Annotated in this window: 18 protein-coding genes and 1 riboswitch; of the genes, 13 read left to right on the forward strand and 5 right to left on the reverse strand. The window is 39.4% G+C overall.

The genetic code is table 11. From position 1 onward, the window contains the following. Window positions 1-217: 217 nt before the first annotated feature. The 6 genes from Q0039_RS09840 to Q0039_RS09865 all read left to right on the forward strand — a co-directional run bounded on the left by Q0039_RS09840 (window position 218) and on the right by Q0039_RS09865 (window position 7,075). Window positions 218-847: a 4-phosphopantetheinyl transferase gene (locus tag Q0039_RS09840; RefSeq protein ID WP_297512215.1), complete on the forward strand. Its 630-nt coding sequence runs from the start codon at window positions 218-220 to the stop codon at window positions 845-847. Beyond that, window positions 847-1,563 (forward strand): geranylgeranylglyceryl/heptaprenylglyceryl phosphate synthase, encoded by a 717-nt coding sequence (locus Q0039_RS09845; protein ID WP_297512218.1) that lies wholly within the window; start codon window positions 847-849, stop codon window positions 1,561-1,563. The genes Q0039_RS09840 and Q0039_RS09845 overlap by 1 nt, the downstream gene beginning before the upstream one ends. Window positions 1,564-1,639: 76 nt before the next feature. Then, on the forward strand, window positions 1,640-2,254 hold the full coding sequence (gene pnuC / locus Q0039_RS09850; RefSeq protein WP_297512221.1) for a nicotinamide riboside transporter PnuC: 615 nt from the start codon (window positions 1,640-1,642) through the stop codon (window positions 2,252-2,254). After that, the gene (locus Q0039_RS09855) at window positions 2,221-4,338 is read left to right on the forward strand and encodes a DUF4301 family protein (RefSeq protein ID WP_297512224.1); all 2,118 of its coding nucleotides are present in this window, start codon (window positions 2,221-2,223) and stop codon (window positions 4,336-4,338) included. Before pnuC ends, Q0039_RS09855 begins: the two co-directional genes overlap by 34 nt. Before the next feature lies 1 nt (window position 4,339). Continuing rightward, entirely contained in the window at window positions 4,340-4,741 is a 402-nt protein-coding gene (gene arfB, locus Q0039_RS09860; RefSeq protein WP_297512227.1) for an alternative ribosome rescue aminoacyl-tRNA hydrolase ArfB, read from the forward strand. A 42-nt stretch (window positions 4,742-4,783) separates the two neighbouring features. Continuing rightward, window positions 4,784-4,878: riboswitch (TPP riboswitch) on the forward strand. Between the two features lie 82 nt (window positions 4,879-4,960). Beyond that, on the forward strand, window positions 4,961-7,075 hold the full coding sequence (locus tag Q0039_RS09865; RefSeq protein ID WP_297512229.1) for a TonB-dependent receptor: 2,115 nt from the start codon (window positions 4,961-4,963) through the stop codon (window positions 7,073-7,075). 28 nt (window positions 7,076-7,103) lie between these two features. Here the strand turns inward: Q0039_RS09865 and Q0039_RS09870 are convergent, their stop codons facing one another. Continuing rightward, on the reverse strand, window positions 7,104-7,526 hold the full coding sequence (locus tag Q0039_RS09870) for a hypothetical protein (RefSeq protein WP_297512232.1): 423 nt from the start codon (window positions 7,524-7,526) through the stop codon (window positions 7,104-7,106). Window positions 7,527-7,734: 208 nt separating this feature from the next. Here Q0039_RS09870 and greA point away from each other — a divergent pair, with 208 nt between their 5' ends. The 3 genes from greA to Q0039_RS09885 are packed head-to-tail and all read left to right on the forward strand — an operon-like array spanning window position 7,735 to window position 9,497. Beyond that, entirely contained in the window at window positions 7,735-8,211 is a 477-nt protein-coding gene (greA, locus tag Q0039_RS09875; RefSeq protein WP_297512234.1) for a transcription elongation factor GreA, read from the forward strand. Between the two features lie 2 nt (window positions 8,212-8,213). After that, window positions 8,214-8,603, forward strand: a complete 390-nt coding sequence (locus Q0039_RS09880) for an HIT domain-containing protein (protein ID WP_297512237.1) — start codon at window positions 8,214-8,216, stop codon at window positions 8,601-8,603. Between the two features lie 30 nt (window positions 8,604-8,633). Then, the gene (locus Q0039_RS09885; RefSeq protein WP_297512240.1) at window positions 8,634-9,497 is read left to right on the forward strand and encodes an SH3 domain-containing protein; all 864 of its coding nucleotides are present in this window, start codon (window positions 8,634-8,636) and stop codon (window positions 9,495-9,497) included. A 202-nt stretch (window positions 9,498-9,699) separates the two neighbouring features. On the opposite strand, the gene Q0039_RS09890 is transcribed toward Q0039_RS09885, so the two are convergent. Next, on the reverse strand, window positions 9,700-10,851 hold the full coding sequence (locus Q0039_RS09890; protein ID WP_297512242.1) for a HAMP domain-containing sensor histidine kinase: 1,152 nt from the start codon (window positions 10,849-10,851) through the stop codon (window positions 9,700-9,702). Window positions 10,852-11,055: 204 nt separating this feature from the next. Between Q0039_RS09890 and Q0039_RS09895 the strand changes: the two genes are divergently transcribed. From Q0039_RS09895 to aat, 3 genes are all read left to right on the forward strand, one after another. After that, window positions 11,056-11,937: a flavin reductase family protein gene (locus tag Q0039_RS09895; protein WP_297512246.1), complete on the forward strand. Its 882-nt coding sequence runs from the start codon at window positions 11,056-11,058 to the stop codon at window positions 11,935-11,937. A gap of 26 nt (window positions 11,938-11,963) precedes the next feature. Then, the gene (locus Q0039_RS09900; protein WP_297512249.1) at window positions 11,964-12,359 is read left to right on the forward strand and encodes a DUF3127 domain-containing protein; all 396 of its coding nucleotides are present in this window, start codon (window positions 11,964-11,966) and stop codon (window positions 12,357-12,359) included. A gap of 250 nt (window positions 12,360-12,609) precedes the next feature. Further along, entirely contained in the window at window positions 12,610-13,257 is a 648-nt protein-coding gene (gene aat / locus Q0039_RS09905; protein WP_297512251.1) for a leucyl/phenylalanyl-tRNA--protein transferase, read from the forward strand. Between the two features lie 125 nt (window positions 13,258-13,382). Here aat and Q0039_RS09910 read toward each other — a convergent pair whose 3' ends face one another. Together Q0039_RS09910 and Q0039_RS09915 are read right to left on the reverse strand one after the other, a co-directional pair. Further along, window positions 13,383-13,943, reverse strand: a complete 561-nt coding sequence (locus Q0039_RS09910; protein ID WP_297512254.1) for a DNA-3-methyladenine glycosylase I — start codon at window positions 13,941-13,943, stop codon at window positions 13,383-13,385. Beyond that, the gene (locus tag Q0039_RS09915; RefSeq protein WP_297512257.1) at window positions 13,933-14,586 is read right to left on the reverse strand and encodes a queuosine precursor transporter; all 654 of its coding nucleotides are present in this window, start codon (window positions 14,584-14,586) and stop codon (window positions 13,933-13,935) included. The genes Q0039_RS09910 and Q0039_RS09915 overlap by 11 nt, the downstream gene beginning before the upstream one ends. 94 nt (window positions 14,587-14,680) lie before the next feature. Between Q0039_RS09915 and Q0039_RS09920 the strand changes: the two genes are divergently transcribed. Next, window positions 14,681-16,789 (forward strand): M3 family metallopeptidase, encoded by a 2,109-nt coding sequence (locus tag Q0039_RS09920; RefSeq protein WP_297512260.1) that lies wholly within the window; start codon window positions 14,681-14,683, stop codon window positions 16,787-16,789. A 99-nt stretch (window positions 16,790-16,888) separates the two neighbouring features. Here Q0039_RS09920 and tsf read toward each other — a convergent pair whose 3' ends face one another. Then, window positions 16,889-17,713, reverse strand: coding sequence for a translation elongation factor Ts (tsf, locus tag Q0039_RS09925; RefSeq protein WP_297512263.1), 825 nt, complete (start codon window positions 17,711-17,713; stop codon window positions 16,889-16,891). Between the last annotated feature and the right edge of the window lie 22 nt (window positions 17,714-17,735).

The raw sequence follows: 17,735 nt of genomic DNA on the forward strand, positions 1-17,735 counted from the left end.
AAATTACAAACTAAGTTTCTAAATAAAAAACTTTAATGTAATTTTATGAATCGTTAATCCGATTTAACCCGCTAAGAATCAGAAAAATAATAATGAGCTATTTCCCGCTATCCGTTGCAATCTTTTTGGGGTGATGAAGTGAACAGCATCGATTCATGCCATTACCACCAATCAAAAAGGATTTCCACTACTATCGGGGCTAAGAGAATTTGCACAAATGCCATTTTACGAAACCATTACCATACGGCCACAAACCCAACTGCATCTCTGGAAAATTGAGGAGTCGCTGGAACAATTGGCCAATGGAATGCAACTTCAAGAACGCTCCCGCTTGAAGTTAGACAAACTCAAATCCATCAACCACCAAAAAGGATTTCTTGCCGTGCGCCAATTACTGAAGCACTTGGGGTTTACCGATGCCGATGTTCACTATGATCCCAACGGAAAACCCCTACTCTCAAACGGTCAACATATTTCGATTTCCCATTCCTTTACTTTTGCTGCGGTTGCTATCAGTAATGAAAACCTCGGACTCGATGCCGAAGCCATGCGCCCCAAAGTGCTGCAGATCGCTCCGCGTTTTATGGATATTAAAACCCATTTGGCAGGACTCACACTCTCGGAACAATTGCAAAAAGCAACGATTATTTGGAGTATCAAAGAAGCCGTTTTTAAAATAAAAAACGAAAAAGGGATTAGTTATCCCAACCATATTAGCGAACTCCCCTTCAGTTTCGCCGATGGTGTAGCTACCGCACGTTTATACTTTAACCAATGCACCGAATTTTTCCCTGTGCATTTTATTCAGCGTGAAGACTATATCTTTGTATGCGCTTTTGAATCCTAATGAAGGTATACGACTCCATTTTTACGGCCTACCAAAACCAGCAACCCTTGTTGGCAGTTCTTGTTGATCCCGAGAAAACACAACCCGAGCTAGCGGTTGCCTTGTGCAAGCAGATCAAAAACACTCCAGTCACGCATCTATTGGTGGGCGGGAGTACCTTTCAAGGGTCGCATTTGGAGGAATTGGTCATCCAACTCAAGAATGAATCCGGACTGCCCGTCCTTTTATTTCCTGGCGACTATGCCCAAATTACCGAAGCTGCCGATGGTATTTTGTTTTTGTCCTTACTCTCGGGTCGTAATCCGGAATACTTGATCGAACAACAGGTGAAAGCGGCTCCCTTACTGAACCAATCCAATATGGAAATTCTTCCAACGGGTTATCTTTTGATTGATAGTGGTGTTGAAACCGCGGTGCAACGCGTAAGTGGCACACCTCCCATGCCACGCGATAATACACACGCTGTTGCAATGACAGCACTCGCGGGTCAACTGTTGGGCAAAAAATTGATATATCTCGAAGCGGGGAGTGGCGCACAACAACCCGTACCGCTCGAAATGATAACTGCCGTAACCCAAATCCTGAAAATTCCTATAATCGTGGGTGGAGGGATTCGTTCGTGGTCGCAAATCCAAGCGGCCTATCAAGCAGGAGCAACCCTGGTCGTCATTGGAACGGCCTTTGAAGAAAACCCTGAATTTTTTATAAATTCATAAACCTAAATTGGGCATTAAATAAATCTATAATTTCTTTCTCAATAGATTCCATACCTTTACGCTCCAATCCAACACCATGATTGATTTCTTTTTAAAATCCTATGAAAACGCTTCATCACTCCAAATTTTCTTGGAGTTTTTGGCTTTTGTGACGGGTGTATTAAGCGTTTATTTTGCCAAAAAAGAAAACATTTGGGTGTATCCTGCCGGACTTATTGCGACGATCATCACCGTGTATTTATTGTACCAAGCAAAATACTTCGGCGATATGACCATGAACATCTATTATTCCTTTATGAGTATTTACGGTTGGTATCGATGGGCTAACAGTGCTAAAGCGGAACCTCTTGCAATAACCCGAACCACTCCAAAAGAGAAAATCATTGGTATAACCTTGTTTGTTTTTACGCTTTTGGTTACCTATGGAGTCTACCAATTTTTTGACTATACCCTTGAAATTCCCAATTATATTGATATTTTTACCTCTGGGTTATTTTTTACTGCCATGTGGTATATGGCATTGAAAAAGATTGAAAACTGGACCCTTTGGATTATTGGCGATTGTATTGTTGTTCCGCTCTTTGCTTACCGCGGATTGGGCATGCTTTCGCTGCAATATTTAGTGTTTACGGTAGTAGCCGTTTTTGCCTATATCGAATGGAAGAAAATCTTAAACAACACCCGTCCGTAACTAACGAAAAAACGGTTTTACGCATTGCTTTTTACGGTCCCGAATCTACGGGAAAGTCGACTATTGCTGCACAATTGGCCGAAGCCTTTGATACAGTTTGGGCTCCCGAGTTTGCTCGCAATTATTTGCAAGACAAATGGAACTATTCTGGAGCAATTTGCCAACCGGAAGATCTACTCCCAATCGCAATTGGTCAAACCCAAATAGAAAACCAAAAGTTGCAAAATGCCAACCGTTTTCTTTTTTGCGATACCAACGTATTGGTCACAAAAGTATTTGGCGATATCTATTATGGTTCGGTTGATCCGTTAGTTGAAAAAGCAGCCAAAAAACATAAGTACGATTTGATTTTTCTTACCGATGTCGACGTGCCTTGGGAAGCTGATGATTTGCGTGATCGTCCAGACAACCGTAAGGAAACACTTCACATTTTTGAAGAAAATTTAAAGCACTATAAAAAGCCCTACCTCAAACTTAGTGGTTCTGCTCAATCGCGTTTAGCACAGGCCAAAAAAATTGTTTTGGATTTGGAAAAGGCCTTGAAACTCGGATTTACTCCCTTTGATTTTATTGCGATTTATCAACGGCAAATGAATCTAGATACGATTCAATACCAATTTTCTATTTTAAAAAATGGTTTGCCCAAAATTCATTTAGAACGCCCTGCGACTTTAAATGATGGAATTATTTCTCTATCAGTACAAGAAGCACACTATTACGTGCAGTTTTTTGAGGAAAAAAAGGAACAGTTAAGCTTAAAAAAGTTTGTGCCTGCCTCGGGTGCGGCAAGTCGCATGTTTAAGTTTTTAAGTGAGTTTCTCAATGATTTTAAACCGGGGATTGATACGATAAACGCGTATGTCAATCATTCTAAAAACAAAGACTTATCCTTGTTTTTGGTGGCGAAAGAAAAATTCCCTTTTTATCGCGAGGTAGTAGCTAAAGCCCGTGAGCTGTTTCCAAATTATGATACCCTAGAATCCGATGAACGGCAGTATTGTTTTGTCAAAACGATGTTAGCCACGCAAGGGTTTAACTATGCCAATAAACCCAAAGGTGTTTTACCGTTTCATCAATACGCTTCACATACTGCTACTGCTATTGAAGAGCATTTGAATGAATGTGCACGCTATGCGCATTCCCGAGGCACATCCAATTTACATTTTACCGTATCAGAAGAACACAAAGAAGCTTTTGAACAAATTGTTGAAGTGGTTAAACCGCGTATTGAAGCGGAACATAACCTTACAATTCAAGTTAGATATACATTCCAAGATAAAGCTACCGATGTGATTGCAGTAGATAGAGAGGGTCATCCTTTTCGAGACAAACATGACCAACTTGTTTTCCGCCCCGGAGGTCATGGTGCTTTAATTCAAAATTTAAATCGATTAAATGCCGACCTTGTTTTTGTAAAAAACATCGATAATGTTACCCAAAACCATACCGTTGAATTAACGGTATACAAAAAAGCACTAGCGGGGATCTTATTACAACTTCAAGAAACGGTTTTTCGATACATCAAGGTTTTATCTGCCGATCAGATCAACAATGATTTACTTAATGAAATAGCCTACTTTGTTAGTGCTAAACTCCACATGGAAATCACAGAAGATTTTCCAAAATATACCCGAGAAAATAAAATTGCGTATTTGTTTGAAGCGTTGAACCGTCCTATTCGTGTATGCGGAATGGTGAAAAATGAAGGGGAGCCGGGAGGCGGTCCGTTTTGGGTCCGGGATCACAAAGGTCGGGTATTTCAACAAATTATCGAATCCTCACAAATTGAGAAAAATCAACGTCATATCATGGAACAAGCGACCCATTTTAATCCGGTGGACTTGGTTTGTGGTATTCGCGATTATCAAGGGCGTAATTTCGATTTAACACAATTTGTGGATCCGAATACCGGATTTATTGTTGAAAAAAATAAAGACGGTCGTCCGTTGAAAGCCTATGAACTTCCTGGATTGTGGAATGGGGCTATGGCTAAATGGCTCACCGTTTTTGTCGAAGTACCCTTAGTTACATTTAACCCTGTAAAAACGGTAAACGATTTATTAAAACCTGCCCACCAATTATAAGATGGATACCACGCGTTTACTTACCGAACTTCAATTTAAAGCGATCCGTAGTAGTGGTGCTGGAGGGCAAAATGTAAATAAAGTAGCATCAAAAGCATTGTTGATTTGGAATGTCATTGCATCTCAAGCAATTACCGAAGTAGAACGCGTGCGAATTATGGAAAAATTAGTTACTCGAATTTCTAACGACGGTCTGTTGCAAATTACCTCGGAAGCCGATCGTAGTCAGTTGAAAAATCGTTCCAATGCTGAGAAAAAACTCTTGCGTTTGGTGGCCCAGGCGCTCAAAATTCCTAAGCCGCGTAAAGCGACTACCATTCCCTTTAGTATAAAAATGGAGCGTTTAGCCAATAAAAAATCCAAGTCAGAAATCAAACAAAACCGCCGCAAACCAAATTTTTAAAAAAAGAGTTTGCAATTCCCCTTGATTTTAATTTACCTTTGCACCGTCTCATCGGGGTGCTCAAATATACGAGCTGAGATCATACCCATTGAACCTGGGCAGGTAATGCTGCCAAGGAAAAAGACAAAGGTCAAGAAGCGCGCCTTAGCCTTTGTCGGGCAAGTACAATCATTTTTAATCAAGAATAATGTACCCCAGTTATTCGTAATTTTTTTACGAATGGAAAACGTATTCAAAACATCCATCTCAGGCATCGCACTTGCGATTTGCCTACCAATCTCGCTTTGGGCACAGCAAAAACCCAAAGATTCGACCCAAACCACTCAATTGGACGAAGTATTAGTCCAGGCGGTCCGCGTAAACAAAAAAACGCCAGTTACCTTTAGTAACCTTACCCAAAAAGACATTGCCAGTCGTAATCTCGGACAGGATATTCCGATTTTGATGAACTACATGCCATCTGTAGTAACTACCTCCGATGCTGGAAATGGCTTTGGTTATACGGGTATTCGTGTGCGGGGTACCGATGCAACGCGCGTAAATATTACCATCAACGGAATTCCCTACAACGATTCGGAAAGTCATGGAACTTTTTGGGTAAATATGCCCGATTTTGCTTCTTCTGTTCAGAGTTTACAATTGCAGCGCGGTGTGGGTACATCTACTAACGGAGCCGGTGCATTTGGTGCCAGTTTAAACATGTTGACGGATTCTTATTCCCAAAAAGGTTCGGGAGAAATCGCTAATTCTTTCGGGAGTTTTAATTCACGTAAACATACAGTAAAGTTTAGTACAGGTTTGATGAACGATCGTTTTGAAATCGCTGGACGTTTATCTCAATTGAGTTCTGATGGATATGTAGATCGGGCGAGTTCCGACCTGAAATCGTACTTTTTGCAAGGAACTTACGTTGGAAAAACAACCCTAATAAAAGCCTTAGTTTTTGGGGGTAAAGAAAAAACTTACCAATCGTGGAATGGTATTGACGGTATTACCCTACAAGGAGACCGTACTTTCAACTCGGCAGGAATGTATACCGATGAATTTGGAAACCTTCTTTTTTACGACAACGAAACCGACAATTACCAACAAGATCACGCCCAGTTGCATTGGAACGAAAAATGGTCGTCCAATTGGAATACCAACCTTGCGGTGCATTATACCAAAGGGAAAGGCTATTTTGAAAATTATAAAGAAGATGCCGATTTTACGGATTATGGACTAACCCCAGTAACGGGCCAAACCACTACCGATTTGATTCGCCAAAAATGGTTGGATAATGATTTTTATGGAACTACTTTTTCTGCCAATTATAAAAAAGATAAATGGGATGTAATTCTTGGTGGAGGTTGGAACAAATATGAAGGATTGCATTTTGGAAAAGTGATTTGGGCACGTTTCGCTTCAACATCGGAATTAGGGGATGAATATTATAACGATTATGGTATTAAAACCGATGGGAATGTATTTGCCAAAGCAACCTATGATATCAATTCTCAATGGAGTGTATATGGTGATTTGCAATACCGTCGGGTAAATTATAAAGCAAATGGGGTACAGCCTAATTTTGTTAATGACACCTTCAATTTTTTTAATCCAAAAGTGGGTGTAAATTATGCAGTTAATTCTAAAAACAGTTTATATTTATCGTATGCGCGTGCAAACCGTGAACCCAATCGCACGGATTATGAAGGCGGTATTGTTAAGCCCGAAAAGCTCAATGACTTTGAGTTGGGTTGGCGACATGAAACCGGAAAAGTGCAATGGAATGCCAACCTCTATTATATGTTGTATAGAGACCAATTGATATTAACAGGTACTTTAGATGAAGTAGGGAGTCCAATTCGTTCAAATAGCGAGAAAAGTTACCGTCTTGGATTGGAAATCGACGCTACAATTGCCTTGGCTAAAAAATGGATTTGGAAACCCAATATGACTTTTAGTCAAAATAAGAATGTAGATCTCACTAACCAAGGTATTGCTCAAGGGAATACGAATATTGCCTATTCGCCCAACTTCATTGCTGGAAATTTACTATTATTTCAACCGGTAAAAAACCTTCAGTTGGTTTGGCTTTCTAAATATGTAAGCGAACAATACATGAACAACTTAGAATCGAAAGAAGCACGTTTGACCGACTATTTTGTAAATGATTTTAATATATCCTTTACCTGGAATCCAAAAAAGGTCTTTGAAAGTATTACACTGAATGGTTTAGTGAATAATTTTTTGAATAAAAGATATGTTTCCAACGGATATATGTGGGATATCTATCCTTATTATTATCCCCAAGCGGGCAGTAATTATTTGTTAGGACTCACGCTAAAATTTTAATTAAAGACCGGATGCAAGTCCGGTTTTTTTAATTGAACACGGTAATGATATTGGCATTTACTTGAACCTGGTATTGCTTTAGTCCATAAGGGAGTCCGGTGGTTTGACCGTTATACAAATTGTAATTTTCACTTTGGCACGGGCATTGTGCATTTGAATTGGATAGTGTAAGCTTTGAGCAGGTTTCAATCACTTGATTGGGACATGAACCATCGAAGGCATTATATCCACTACCGGTGTTGAAAACAAGGACTCCATTTGTAGGGCCGTTGACGGGATATACCCGAACACTATTTCCGGGGAATGTCAGGTTGTTGTAAGTTGCAAAATTAGTATTGACTTCCATTGAAAAACTAAGGTTGGGCAAATAAGGATTTTGATTATTGAAACCATCTTTGCTACAACCCATCATAAAGACAAGGAGAAGTGAAATTAATACCGATTTTTTCATGTTATTTTTTTAAAAGTTGATTTTTTGCTCAACGAATTTGATTACATTTGTCTTCCTCAACACAACAAAAGTAGGAATTAATTAACCAAAAAAAGATATCTTTGGAGGAAGAAATCCCGTCACGATGGGATTTTTTCTATTTTATATCCGATGTTGAATTTTTCATTTTCGATATAATAACCAAAAAATTAAAAAAACGATAGGAATTATGAGTAAGGTATCATACTATACCGCTGAAGGTTTAAAAAAATTAAAAGACGAATTAGATCAATTAAAATCAATTGAACGCCCCAAAGCATCGCAAGCCATTGCCGATGCACGGGATAAAGGTGACTTATCAGAAAATGCCGAATATGATGCAGCCAAAGAGGCCCAAGGTTTATTGGAGTTGCGCATTGCTAAAATGGAAGAGTTGTATGCTAATGCGCGCTTGATAGACGAATCGCAATTGGATGTTTCGAAAGTATTGGTGCTTTCTAATGTGAAAATTAAAAACCAAGCCAATGGTATGGAAATGAAATATACCTTGGTTGCTGAAAGCGAAGCCAATCTCAAGGAAGGTAAAATATCAGTAACATCACCAATTGGAAAAGGTTTGTTAGGAAAATCGGTAGGTGAAATAGCCGAAATTAATGTGCCCAATGGGATTTTGAAATTTGAAATAGTAGAAATTTCCCGTGATTAATCATGAGCAGCATTTTTTCTAAAATTGTAAACGGTGAAATACCCTGCTATAAAGTAGCTGAAGATAATCAGTATTTGGCGTTTTTAGATGTCAATCCGAATGCGAAAGGCCACACATTGTGTATCCCCAAACAGGAAATTAACAAGATTTTTGATATGGAGGAGGAACACTATCTCGGTTTAATGCAGTTTGCGCGTAAAGTAGCCAAAGCTTTGGAACAAACAGTCGAATGCAAGCGTATAGGTGTTGCAGTGGTCGGACTTGAAGTGCCGCATGTACACATTCATTTAATTCCACTTCAGGATATGGACGATATGCGCTTTCAACGGAAAACGAGTCTTACCCCGGAAGAATTTTCAGCACTCGCGCAAAGTATCGCAGAAAAAGTATAACTTCAACCACAGTTTAACTGTGGTTTTTTTATGCATTACCGTATTCTTTTTCTCGTGTTGGTTTTTCAAGGATTTTTTGCTCAATCCCAGGAAAAATTGTGGTATTGGAATCTAACTGGTGCAGAGGCAATGGTTGCGGCAACGAATTGTTATGTACGTAGCGAACCCAATCGGACAGCCCCATTGCTGGATTCTTTACACTTAGGGAAAAAAGTTAAAGTCATTGAAGAAACGGAACAATTGCTGACATTAAAAGGCATGACGGTTCCTTTTGTCAAAATTGAATATACCAACCGACATGGAAATACCCAAAGCGGATATCTATGGGAAGGATTTCTAGCCTTGGGCTATTTGGAAAAAAAAGAGCTTACTTACCTCACGGCACTTACCCACTCCCATAAAGAAGCTCCTGACTCCAGCAATTCCATAACCCTAACTCTTATGGTACTCAAACGTGGTACACTATTCTCCAAAACGGATTTCCCTATCGATCAGGATGAAAGTACGTTTTTTGAACACCGGGTGATGAGCAATATGGGTTTACAAGGTCTCGATGCTATTTATGTGGTTTCCTTTAGCGGGGAAGCTTGCGGCATTCCTACTTTGTTTTATTATTTCGGACGCCAAGAAAAACAATGGTTTCCCTTACCTTCCATGATGTGTGTTGGCGATGCGGATGTGTACAGCCATACCGAGGCATTTATTTTCCCAAAAGAAAAAGGGGGTAAGCCCGACATTATTTTTAAAACAATTGTTGAAGAATCCCTTAACGAACAAGAAACATTATATGAAGTAAAAAAATGGCGCGAAACCTATTCCTGGGAGGGTAAAAAAGCCAAGTTTATTTCGAAAACACGGGCTAAAATCCAATACAAAAAAGCAAATGGGTATTAATTGAAGAAAAAAAGCTCCTTAGATGCTGAGCTTCTTAGATAATGAGTTGGTGAATCTATCCTTTTCACTCTTAAACCATTCCACTTTTCATATTACATTCAAGTCCAATTTCTAACGTCCAAAGTCTAGTCACTAGTCACTAATCACTAGTCACCAATCACCATTCACTAATTACTAATCACTAGTCACTAATCACCAATCTCTAAGAAACCACCTCATACACAATCTGTATCGTCGTGCCTTTCCCTACTTCCGAATGCAATACCCGAATGCGCCCTTTGTGGTATTCCTCCACAATACGTTTGGTTAAGGACAAGCCCAATCCCCAGCCGCGTTTTTTTGTGGTAAAACCAGGTTCGAATATTTTTTTGAATTGATTTTTTGGGATCCCTTTGCCATTATCGGTGATGTTGATCTTTACTGTTGTGCCGGTATGTTCTATCGCTAAATGTAATTCTCCTTTACCCCGCATCGCATCGATGGCGTTTTTCATAAGATTTTCAATGGTCCAACTGTGGAGCGCGGGATTTAATCGTAATGCTATGGATTCGTTTGGCGCCGAAAAAGTGAATGCCACTTGGTTTGAAAATCGGGATTTTAAATAGTCAAATGAAGCGCGGGTTTCTGCAATCAAATCGCGGTTTTCCAATACCGGCTCCGAACCTATTTTTGAAAACCGGTCGGTGATGGTCTGTAGCCGCACGATATCTTTTTCTATTTCTTCAAGTGTTGATTCGTCAACTGAATTTTCAGTTTTTAAGAATTCCAGCCAACCGATTAAAGATGAAAGAGGTGTTCCAATTTGGTGTGCAGTCTCTTTTGCCATGCCTGCCCATAATTTGTTTTGCGTTGCCATTTTCGTACTCCGGTAAAAATTGTAAACCATTGTAGCAAACAAGAAAATAATTAATAACAATGCAACAGGATAGTATTTCAGTTTATTCAACAAATCTGAATCTCCATAATAGAGGTATTGAATTTTGCCTGGAAGATATTCCATCTTAATCGGATCGTTCTGCGATTTTAAATTCTCCAACAACGACTGCATTTGCAAGCTATCTTTCTCAATTTCAGGGTCAATGTTGAGCGAATTAACAATCTTCCCATTTTGGGTCACCATAATTGGGATGTGTGTATTATTCTGGATAATTTCAAAGGGTAATTCAATGTCGGCATCTAGATCGGCTGACGCCATTTTTTTCTGTGCCAATGCCCATTGGTTCATTTTTACCCGTTCTTCTTCTTTAAATATTTGAAAAAAAACATAGGTATTCCATAGAATCAATACCACAATCAAAAACGAAGTGGCGATGATAATCCAGCGTGTAACAGCACGACGGTCTGTAAATTGCATACAGTAAATAATTTTTCTAAAAGTACATATTTTTTTTGTTTTGGCGCGTCCCCGAGGATAGCGCTTGGATTTTCAATCGGAAGTTTTTTTCACGGGGTCGGGCTCTCCACGGTAAACGGTACCTTGTCGCGATCCCTCGCGCGAACTCCCTAAACCCATCGTGTTTGTTTGAAAATTGGCTATCTTTGTAAAAAACTGCCTATTATGTTAACCATTGATCCAAAGTCGCTTTCTACGGTGCAGTTGCAAGGGTATTTACAATCGGCCATTGCTCCACGACCTATTGCGTTTGCAAGTACACTTGACAAAAAGGGAACACCCAATTTGTCACCGTTTAGTTTTTTTAATGTATTCAGTGCCAATCCTCCAATTTTGGTTTTCTCTCCGGCACGGCGCGTGCGTGACAACTCTATCAAACATACGCTAGTTAATTGCCAAGATACCCGAGAAGTGGTAATCAATGTTGTGAATTATGATATTGTGCAACAAATGTCGTTATCGAGTACAGAATATGCTGAAGGCGTCAATGAGTTTACCAAAGCCGGGCTCACACAAATCCCTTCTCAATTGGTAAAACCGTATCGCGTTGCTGAAAGTCCGGTACAATTTGAATGTAAAGTCAATGATATTATTGCGCTAGGGACCGATGGAGGAGCGGGGAATCTAATCATTTGTGAAGTGATAAAAATACATATCAGTGAAGCGGTTTTAGATGCAAAAGGCACTATTGATCCCGAGAAAATTGATTTGGTTTCGCGTTTAGGAGGGAACTGGTATTCGCGCGCTAAAAGTGGGTTGTTTGAAGTAGAAAAACCATTGGCAACGCTGGGTATAGGCGTAGATGCAATTCCGGCCTTTATTCGTGAAAGTACGGTTTTTAATGGCAATGATCTAGGAAAATTAGGAAATGTAGAAGCCTTGCCAACTGCAGCAGAAATTGCTATATTTGTGAATGTAAATGTACAGGTGAAAGCCGCGTTGAGTTCGACCGACGAGCGAAAAGTACACGAAAAAGCCAAAGCATTCTTAGACGCAGGAGAGGTGCTTTCTGCTTGGAAGACCTTGTTAGCAGAACGAATAGTATAATTTTTTATTTTTAATTCAATACGATTATGGAAGTTTCAGGAAGAGTAAAAGTGATTAGCGCCGCACAGCAAGTGAGCCCCACGTTCAAAAAAAGAGAGTTGGTAGTAACTACCGAAGAGCAATATCCCCAACACATTATGGTAGAATTTACCCAAGATAAATGTGATTTATTGGACAGTTATCAAGTGGGTGAACCTGTAAAAGTTTCCATTAATTTACGGGGGAGAGAGTGGGTAAGTCCACAAGGCGAAACCAAGTATTTTAATTCTATTCAAGGATGGCGTATTGAACGTTTAACTAGTGATCCAATGCCGCAAGGAGGGCAGTCTATGGGCCAACCAATGCCAACTGTGCCCGTTACTCCCGACTTTGAGCAAGCAACCAATTTCAATGAGGCAGAACACGACGATTTGCCGTTCTAGTTCTTTGTTTACAGCAATACGATCCAATTGTATTCCGAAATTTCGGAATTCGTGATTAGAACTTTTTCAAATTCCAAATTCTACTTTACATTAGGTTAGAATTTGGATTTTTTTTGATTCGTGAACCCAATAACCCTAAGCACCCTAATCCCAAATGAGAATAGTGACTGGTGATCAGTAACTAGTTCCAACGCTACAGAGAACAACAAAAATTCAACATTTTAAACTATAAAACTTAAAATAATCTATTGTGCATTTCCTCTCTAAGTTTCTTTATTTCCCACCCGTTACAGAAGCGACAGTCGATGGTCTATTGGCTGTAGGAGGTGATTTATCTGTTGACCGCTTACTACTGGCCTATTCACAGGGAATATTTCCATGGTATGATCCTGATGAGCCCATTTTATGGTGGGCGCCACCAAAACGCATGGTAGTGCATCCACAAACCTACAAAGTATCAAAGAGCATGCGGAATATCTTAAACCGCAAGCAATTTACAGTGACTCGAAATACCGATTTTAAAGGAGTGATTTACAACTGTCAAAAAGTTCCCCGAAAGGACCAAACCGGCACTTGGATTTCAAACGAGATTATTGAGGCCTATACACAACTGTATCAACTTGGACGGGTTGTTTCATATGAAGTGTGGTGTAATGAAGAACTAGTGGGCGGACTCTATGGTGTCGATCTCGGTCATGTATTTTGTGGCGAAAGCATGTTTTCTTTACGACCAAATGCAAGTAAGGTGGCTTTTGTTCACTTGATTCAAGATTTAAAAGAGAAAAATTATGTGCTGTTGGATTGCCAGGTTCACAACGAGCATTTGGAAAAACTGGGAGCTTTTGAAATCTCCCGAGAGGTTTTTATGCAAATTCTCCACAAGGTCGATCCGGATTAAGGTAAACCCCATAGAATAATTTCTCTTTGTTTAAGGTTGGCCGCTTGCAATTGAATTATACATTTCAAAAGGCACACTACCTCATTCTCTAGGTAGAATTCAAAATTTTAATTGAGCGTAACCATTTACTTTCGTTTCCAACACCCAGCCACATGATCATTTACCATACCGGTGGCTTGCATATGGGCATAGACAACCGTGGAGCCTACAAATGTAAAGCCGCGTTTTTTGAGATCTTTACTAATCAAGTCAGAAAGCGCAGATGAGGTGGGGATATCCGCTAGCGTTTGGGGTGTGTTATCGATGGGTTCGCCATTTGTAAAACTCCAAAAGTACGAGCAAAACGAGCCAAACTCTTCACGTACTTTCCGGTAAGCTTGCGCATTGCTAACAGCCGCACGAATTTTTTGTTGATTTCGAATGATTCCTGAATCTTGAAGCAAAGTCTGTATTTTGGATTCGCTATAACGACTAATGCGTTCAAAGTCAAAATTGTCAAATGCGCTCCGAAAGTTCTCTCTTTTGGATAAGATTGTATACCAACTCAGACCGGCTTGAAAGGTTTCTAATAGCAGAAATTCAAACATGATACGATCATCATGTACGGGTTGTCCCCATTCCTTATCGTGATAGTCGCGGTACAAATCATCTTTTTCACACCAACCACAACGGTAGTTATTTTCCATCTTTTTTCAAGTAATTATCAATCATGGAATGCCCCAAATAAATCAATGGTGTAAGCAAAATAGCAATACCTAGCTTGACAGAATATCCCGTAAGCGCTGAGAGAAGGTAGGTTTCGTTATCCATTTTTCCGGGTAACCAAAAGGCAATCCCCAATACAATGAAACTGTCAAAAAGTTGAGAAATCACGGTCGATCCTGTACTGCGTAACCAAATCATACGGTTGCCCGTTTTATTTTTAACAAAATGGAAAAGTGTCACATCAATAAGTTGGGAAACTAAAAATGCGGTGATACTTCCAATGATAATGAGCATACTTTGACCAAATACCGCGTTAAATTGAAGATCGGTTACCAATCCGTCGCCTTTTACGGCAGGAATTTGAAGGCCAATACATAAGATGATAAAGGTATAGGCAATTAGTGAGGCCGTTAAAAGAGATAGTTTACGCACACCCTTTTCTCCAAAATATTCATTGACCAGATCGGTAGTAACAAATACAACTGGCCAAGGCAAGATGCCAAGACTCATTACCGCCTCTCCGATATAAATGAGTTTACCTCCAATGAGTTCGGCTACAAGTGCGTTGGTGATAAAAATACCCGCCAACACAATATAGACCGTATCTTTTCGGGATTGAAACATAAATTATCTTTTCTTTCAAAAATAGGAATTTCTTGTAAGTAACTAGTGGAACATTTTTTAAAATTCAGTATTTTTGATAAAACCGATAACACAAATGAAAAAAATAATTACAACCAGTCTCATAATTTTATCTATGGTAACTGTAGAAGCACAGAACACCAATCCATTATTAAATGATTGGAAAGGAAAGTATGGCGGAGTACCCGCTTTTTCAGAATATAAAACGAGCCAATTTGAATCGGCTATTACTACCGCTATTGCAGAAAAACTTCGTGAAATCGACCGAATCGCTAACGCAGCATTACCGCCTGATTTTCAAAATACAATTGCAGAGTTAGAGCGTTCTGGAAAACGGTTAGCCCAAGTTAAAGCGATATTTGATATTTATAGTTCCAACTTAAATTCACCCGAATTTGAGGCTATTGAAGCAACAATAACCCCAAAATTATCAGAGGTAAACAATCAAATTTATCAAAACAAAAAACTTTTTGATCGTATTGCAGCGATTTACAATAGTCCAGCATTCAAAAAGTTAACGCCAGAACAACAACGACTGGTTCAAGTGTATTATCAAAATTTTGTTCGTGAAGGAGCTTTGGCCGATTCAAAAAGTAAAGAACGTATTGCAGCAATTAATAAAGAATTGGCCGGATTATTTACAAAATTCAGTCAAAACCAATTAGCTGATGAAAATAATCAATACTTAGCCTTGACCAATGAAACCGATTTTGACGGATTACCATCTGAATTGGCTGCAGCTGCAAGGAGTGAAGCAAAAGAGCGTAAATTGCCTTCGCTGGGTTGTATTGCAAACACCCGATCTTCAATTGAGCCTTTTTTAACGTTTTCGAGTCAACGCGAATTACGCGAAAAAGCATTTCGACTATTTGTGAATCGTGGAGATAATCCAAATTCTAATAATAATAATGAAACGGTTGTAAAAATTTTACAATTGAGAGCAGAAAAAGCTAAGTTATTAGGGTTTGACAATTTTGCATCCTGGAGTCTATCAAATACCATGGCTAAAAAGCCAGAGCGCACATTAGAATTAATGCTTGCGGTTTGGGAGCCTGCAATTGCAAAGGTCCTTGAAGATGTAGCCGCAATGCAAAAAATTGTTGAAAGTGAAGGGGAGAGTTTTGATATCGAACCTTGGGATTACCGGTATTATGCAGAGCTAGTTCGCAAAGCGAAGTTTGACGTCGATGCCAATCAAATTAAGCCCTTTTTGCAAATGGAAAAATTACGAGAAGGGATGTTTTGGGTAGCTGGTGAAATTTTCAATTTAAGTTTCAAACAAGTTTTTGATGTCCCGGTATTTCATCCCGATGTCCGTGTATGGGAGGTGAGCAATACATTAACAGGAAAACCAGTAGGCTTGTGGTATTTTGACCCCTTTGCACGCAAAGGAAAACGTTCCGGGGCATGGATGACGGCCTATAGGGAACAAAGTCGCTTTAACGGTGAAGTCCTCACGTTAGTTTCAAATAATTGTAATTTTATAAAAGGTGCAGCGGGTGAGCCCCTATTAATTTCTTGGGATGATGCCAGTACATTGTTTCATGAATTTGGACATGCATTACACGGTTTGTGTTCAGATGTGAATTATCCTTCTTTATCAGGAACCAACACCCCTCGTGATTATGTGGAATTTCCATCTCAAATTTTAGAACGTTGGCTTGCAACCCCCGAAGTATTAAATAAATTCGCATTGCATTACCAAACGGGTGAACCGATGCCTTTGGAACTGGTAAAACGAATTGAAGCAGCAGCAACATTTAATGAAGGGTTTTCTACGGTTGAAACAATTTCTAGTGCGCTTTTGGATATGTATTTACACCAGTTAGAACGTCCTACTGTTGACCCGAAAGTTTTTGAAAAAGAAACGCTGGATGCATTGCTTATGCCTCGTGAAATTGTAATGCGTCATCGTATTCCACAATTTGGACATATCTTTTCTGGAGATGATTATGCCGCCGGTTATTACGGTTATTTGTGGGCCGATGCGATAAGTGCCGATGCTACAGAAGCATTTACGGTAGATGGAAAAGGTTTGTATGATAAAGAAGTTGCGAAACGCTTAGTAAAATATGTGTTTAGCGTTGGAAATTCAATCGATCCCGAAGTTGCTTATCCAATGTTTCGCGGTAAAAAGTCGTCTACCGATGCTTTGATGCGGGCACGAAATTTTCCGATAAAATAGGAATTGAAAAAGTAGATTGTAGTCTATATTTCAAGAACATAGAAAACAAAAAACCCGATACAATTGCATCGGGTTTTTATATTTCAAGTGAATTAGTAATTAACCTAAAGCGGCTCTTTTGAATCCAGTTACGGTTAAACCAGCATCTACTGATTTTACGTAAGCGCTAACACTCATAGAGCTATCTTTAATATAATCTTGGTTTACCAAGGTGTTGTCTTTGAAGAAGCGATTGATTTTACCTTTAGCAATATTGTCTAACATTGCTTCGGGTTTGCCTTCTGCTCGCAATTGGTCTTTAGCAATTTCAATTTCTTTTTCGATAATCGATGCATCAACACCGTCTTCGTTTAAAGCAATTGGATTCATCGCAGCAGCTTGCATTGCAACGTTACGCGCTGCTTCATCAGCTCCGCCAACATTTGCAGATAATGCAACCAAAGTAGCAATTTTATTTCCAGCGTGGATGTATGAGTTTACATAAGCACCACTTAAACGCTCAAATGAACCAATTTCGATTTTTTCACCGATAACTCCGGTTTGTTCGATTAATTTCTCAGCAACCGTAATTCCATTAAAATCGGCAGCCAAAAAAGCTTCTTTCGATTCAAAGTTTAAAGCTAAAGCCGCTAATTCTTGAGCTAATTTTACGAAACCTTCGTTTTTACCAACGAAGTCGGTTTCACAGTTCAACGAGATAATTGCTCCCGAAGTACTATCTGTATTAACAGCTGCAATAACCGCACCTTCAGTAGATTCTCTATCCGAACGATTTGCCGCAACTTTTTGTCCTTTTTTACGAAGGATTTCGATTGCTTTGTCAAAATCACCTTCAGCTTCTACCAAGGCTTTTTTACAATCCATCATACCGGCACCGGTGATGGTTCTTAGTTTGTTTACGTCAGACGCAGTAATAGTTGACATTTCTTTTTATTTTTTTGATTAA

This window comes from Flavobacterium sp. (assembly GCF_027484945.1).
GTDB lineage: Bacteria > Bacteroidota > Bacteroidia > Flavobacteriales > Flavobacteriaceae > Flavobacterium.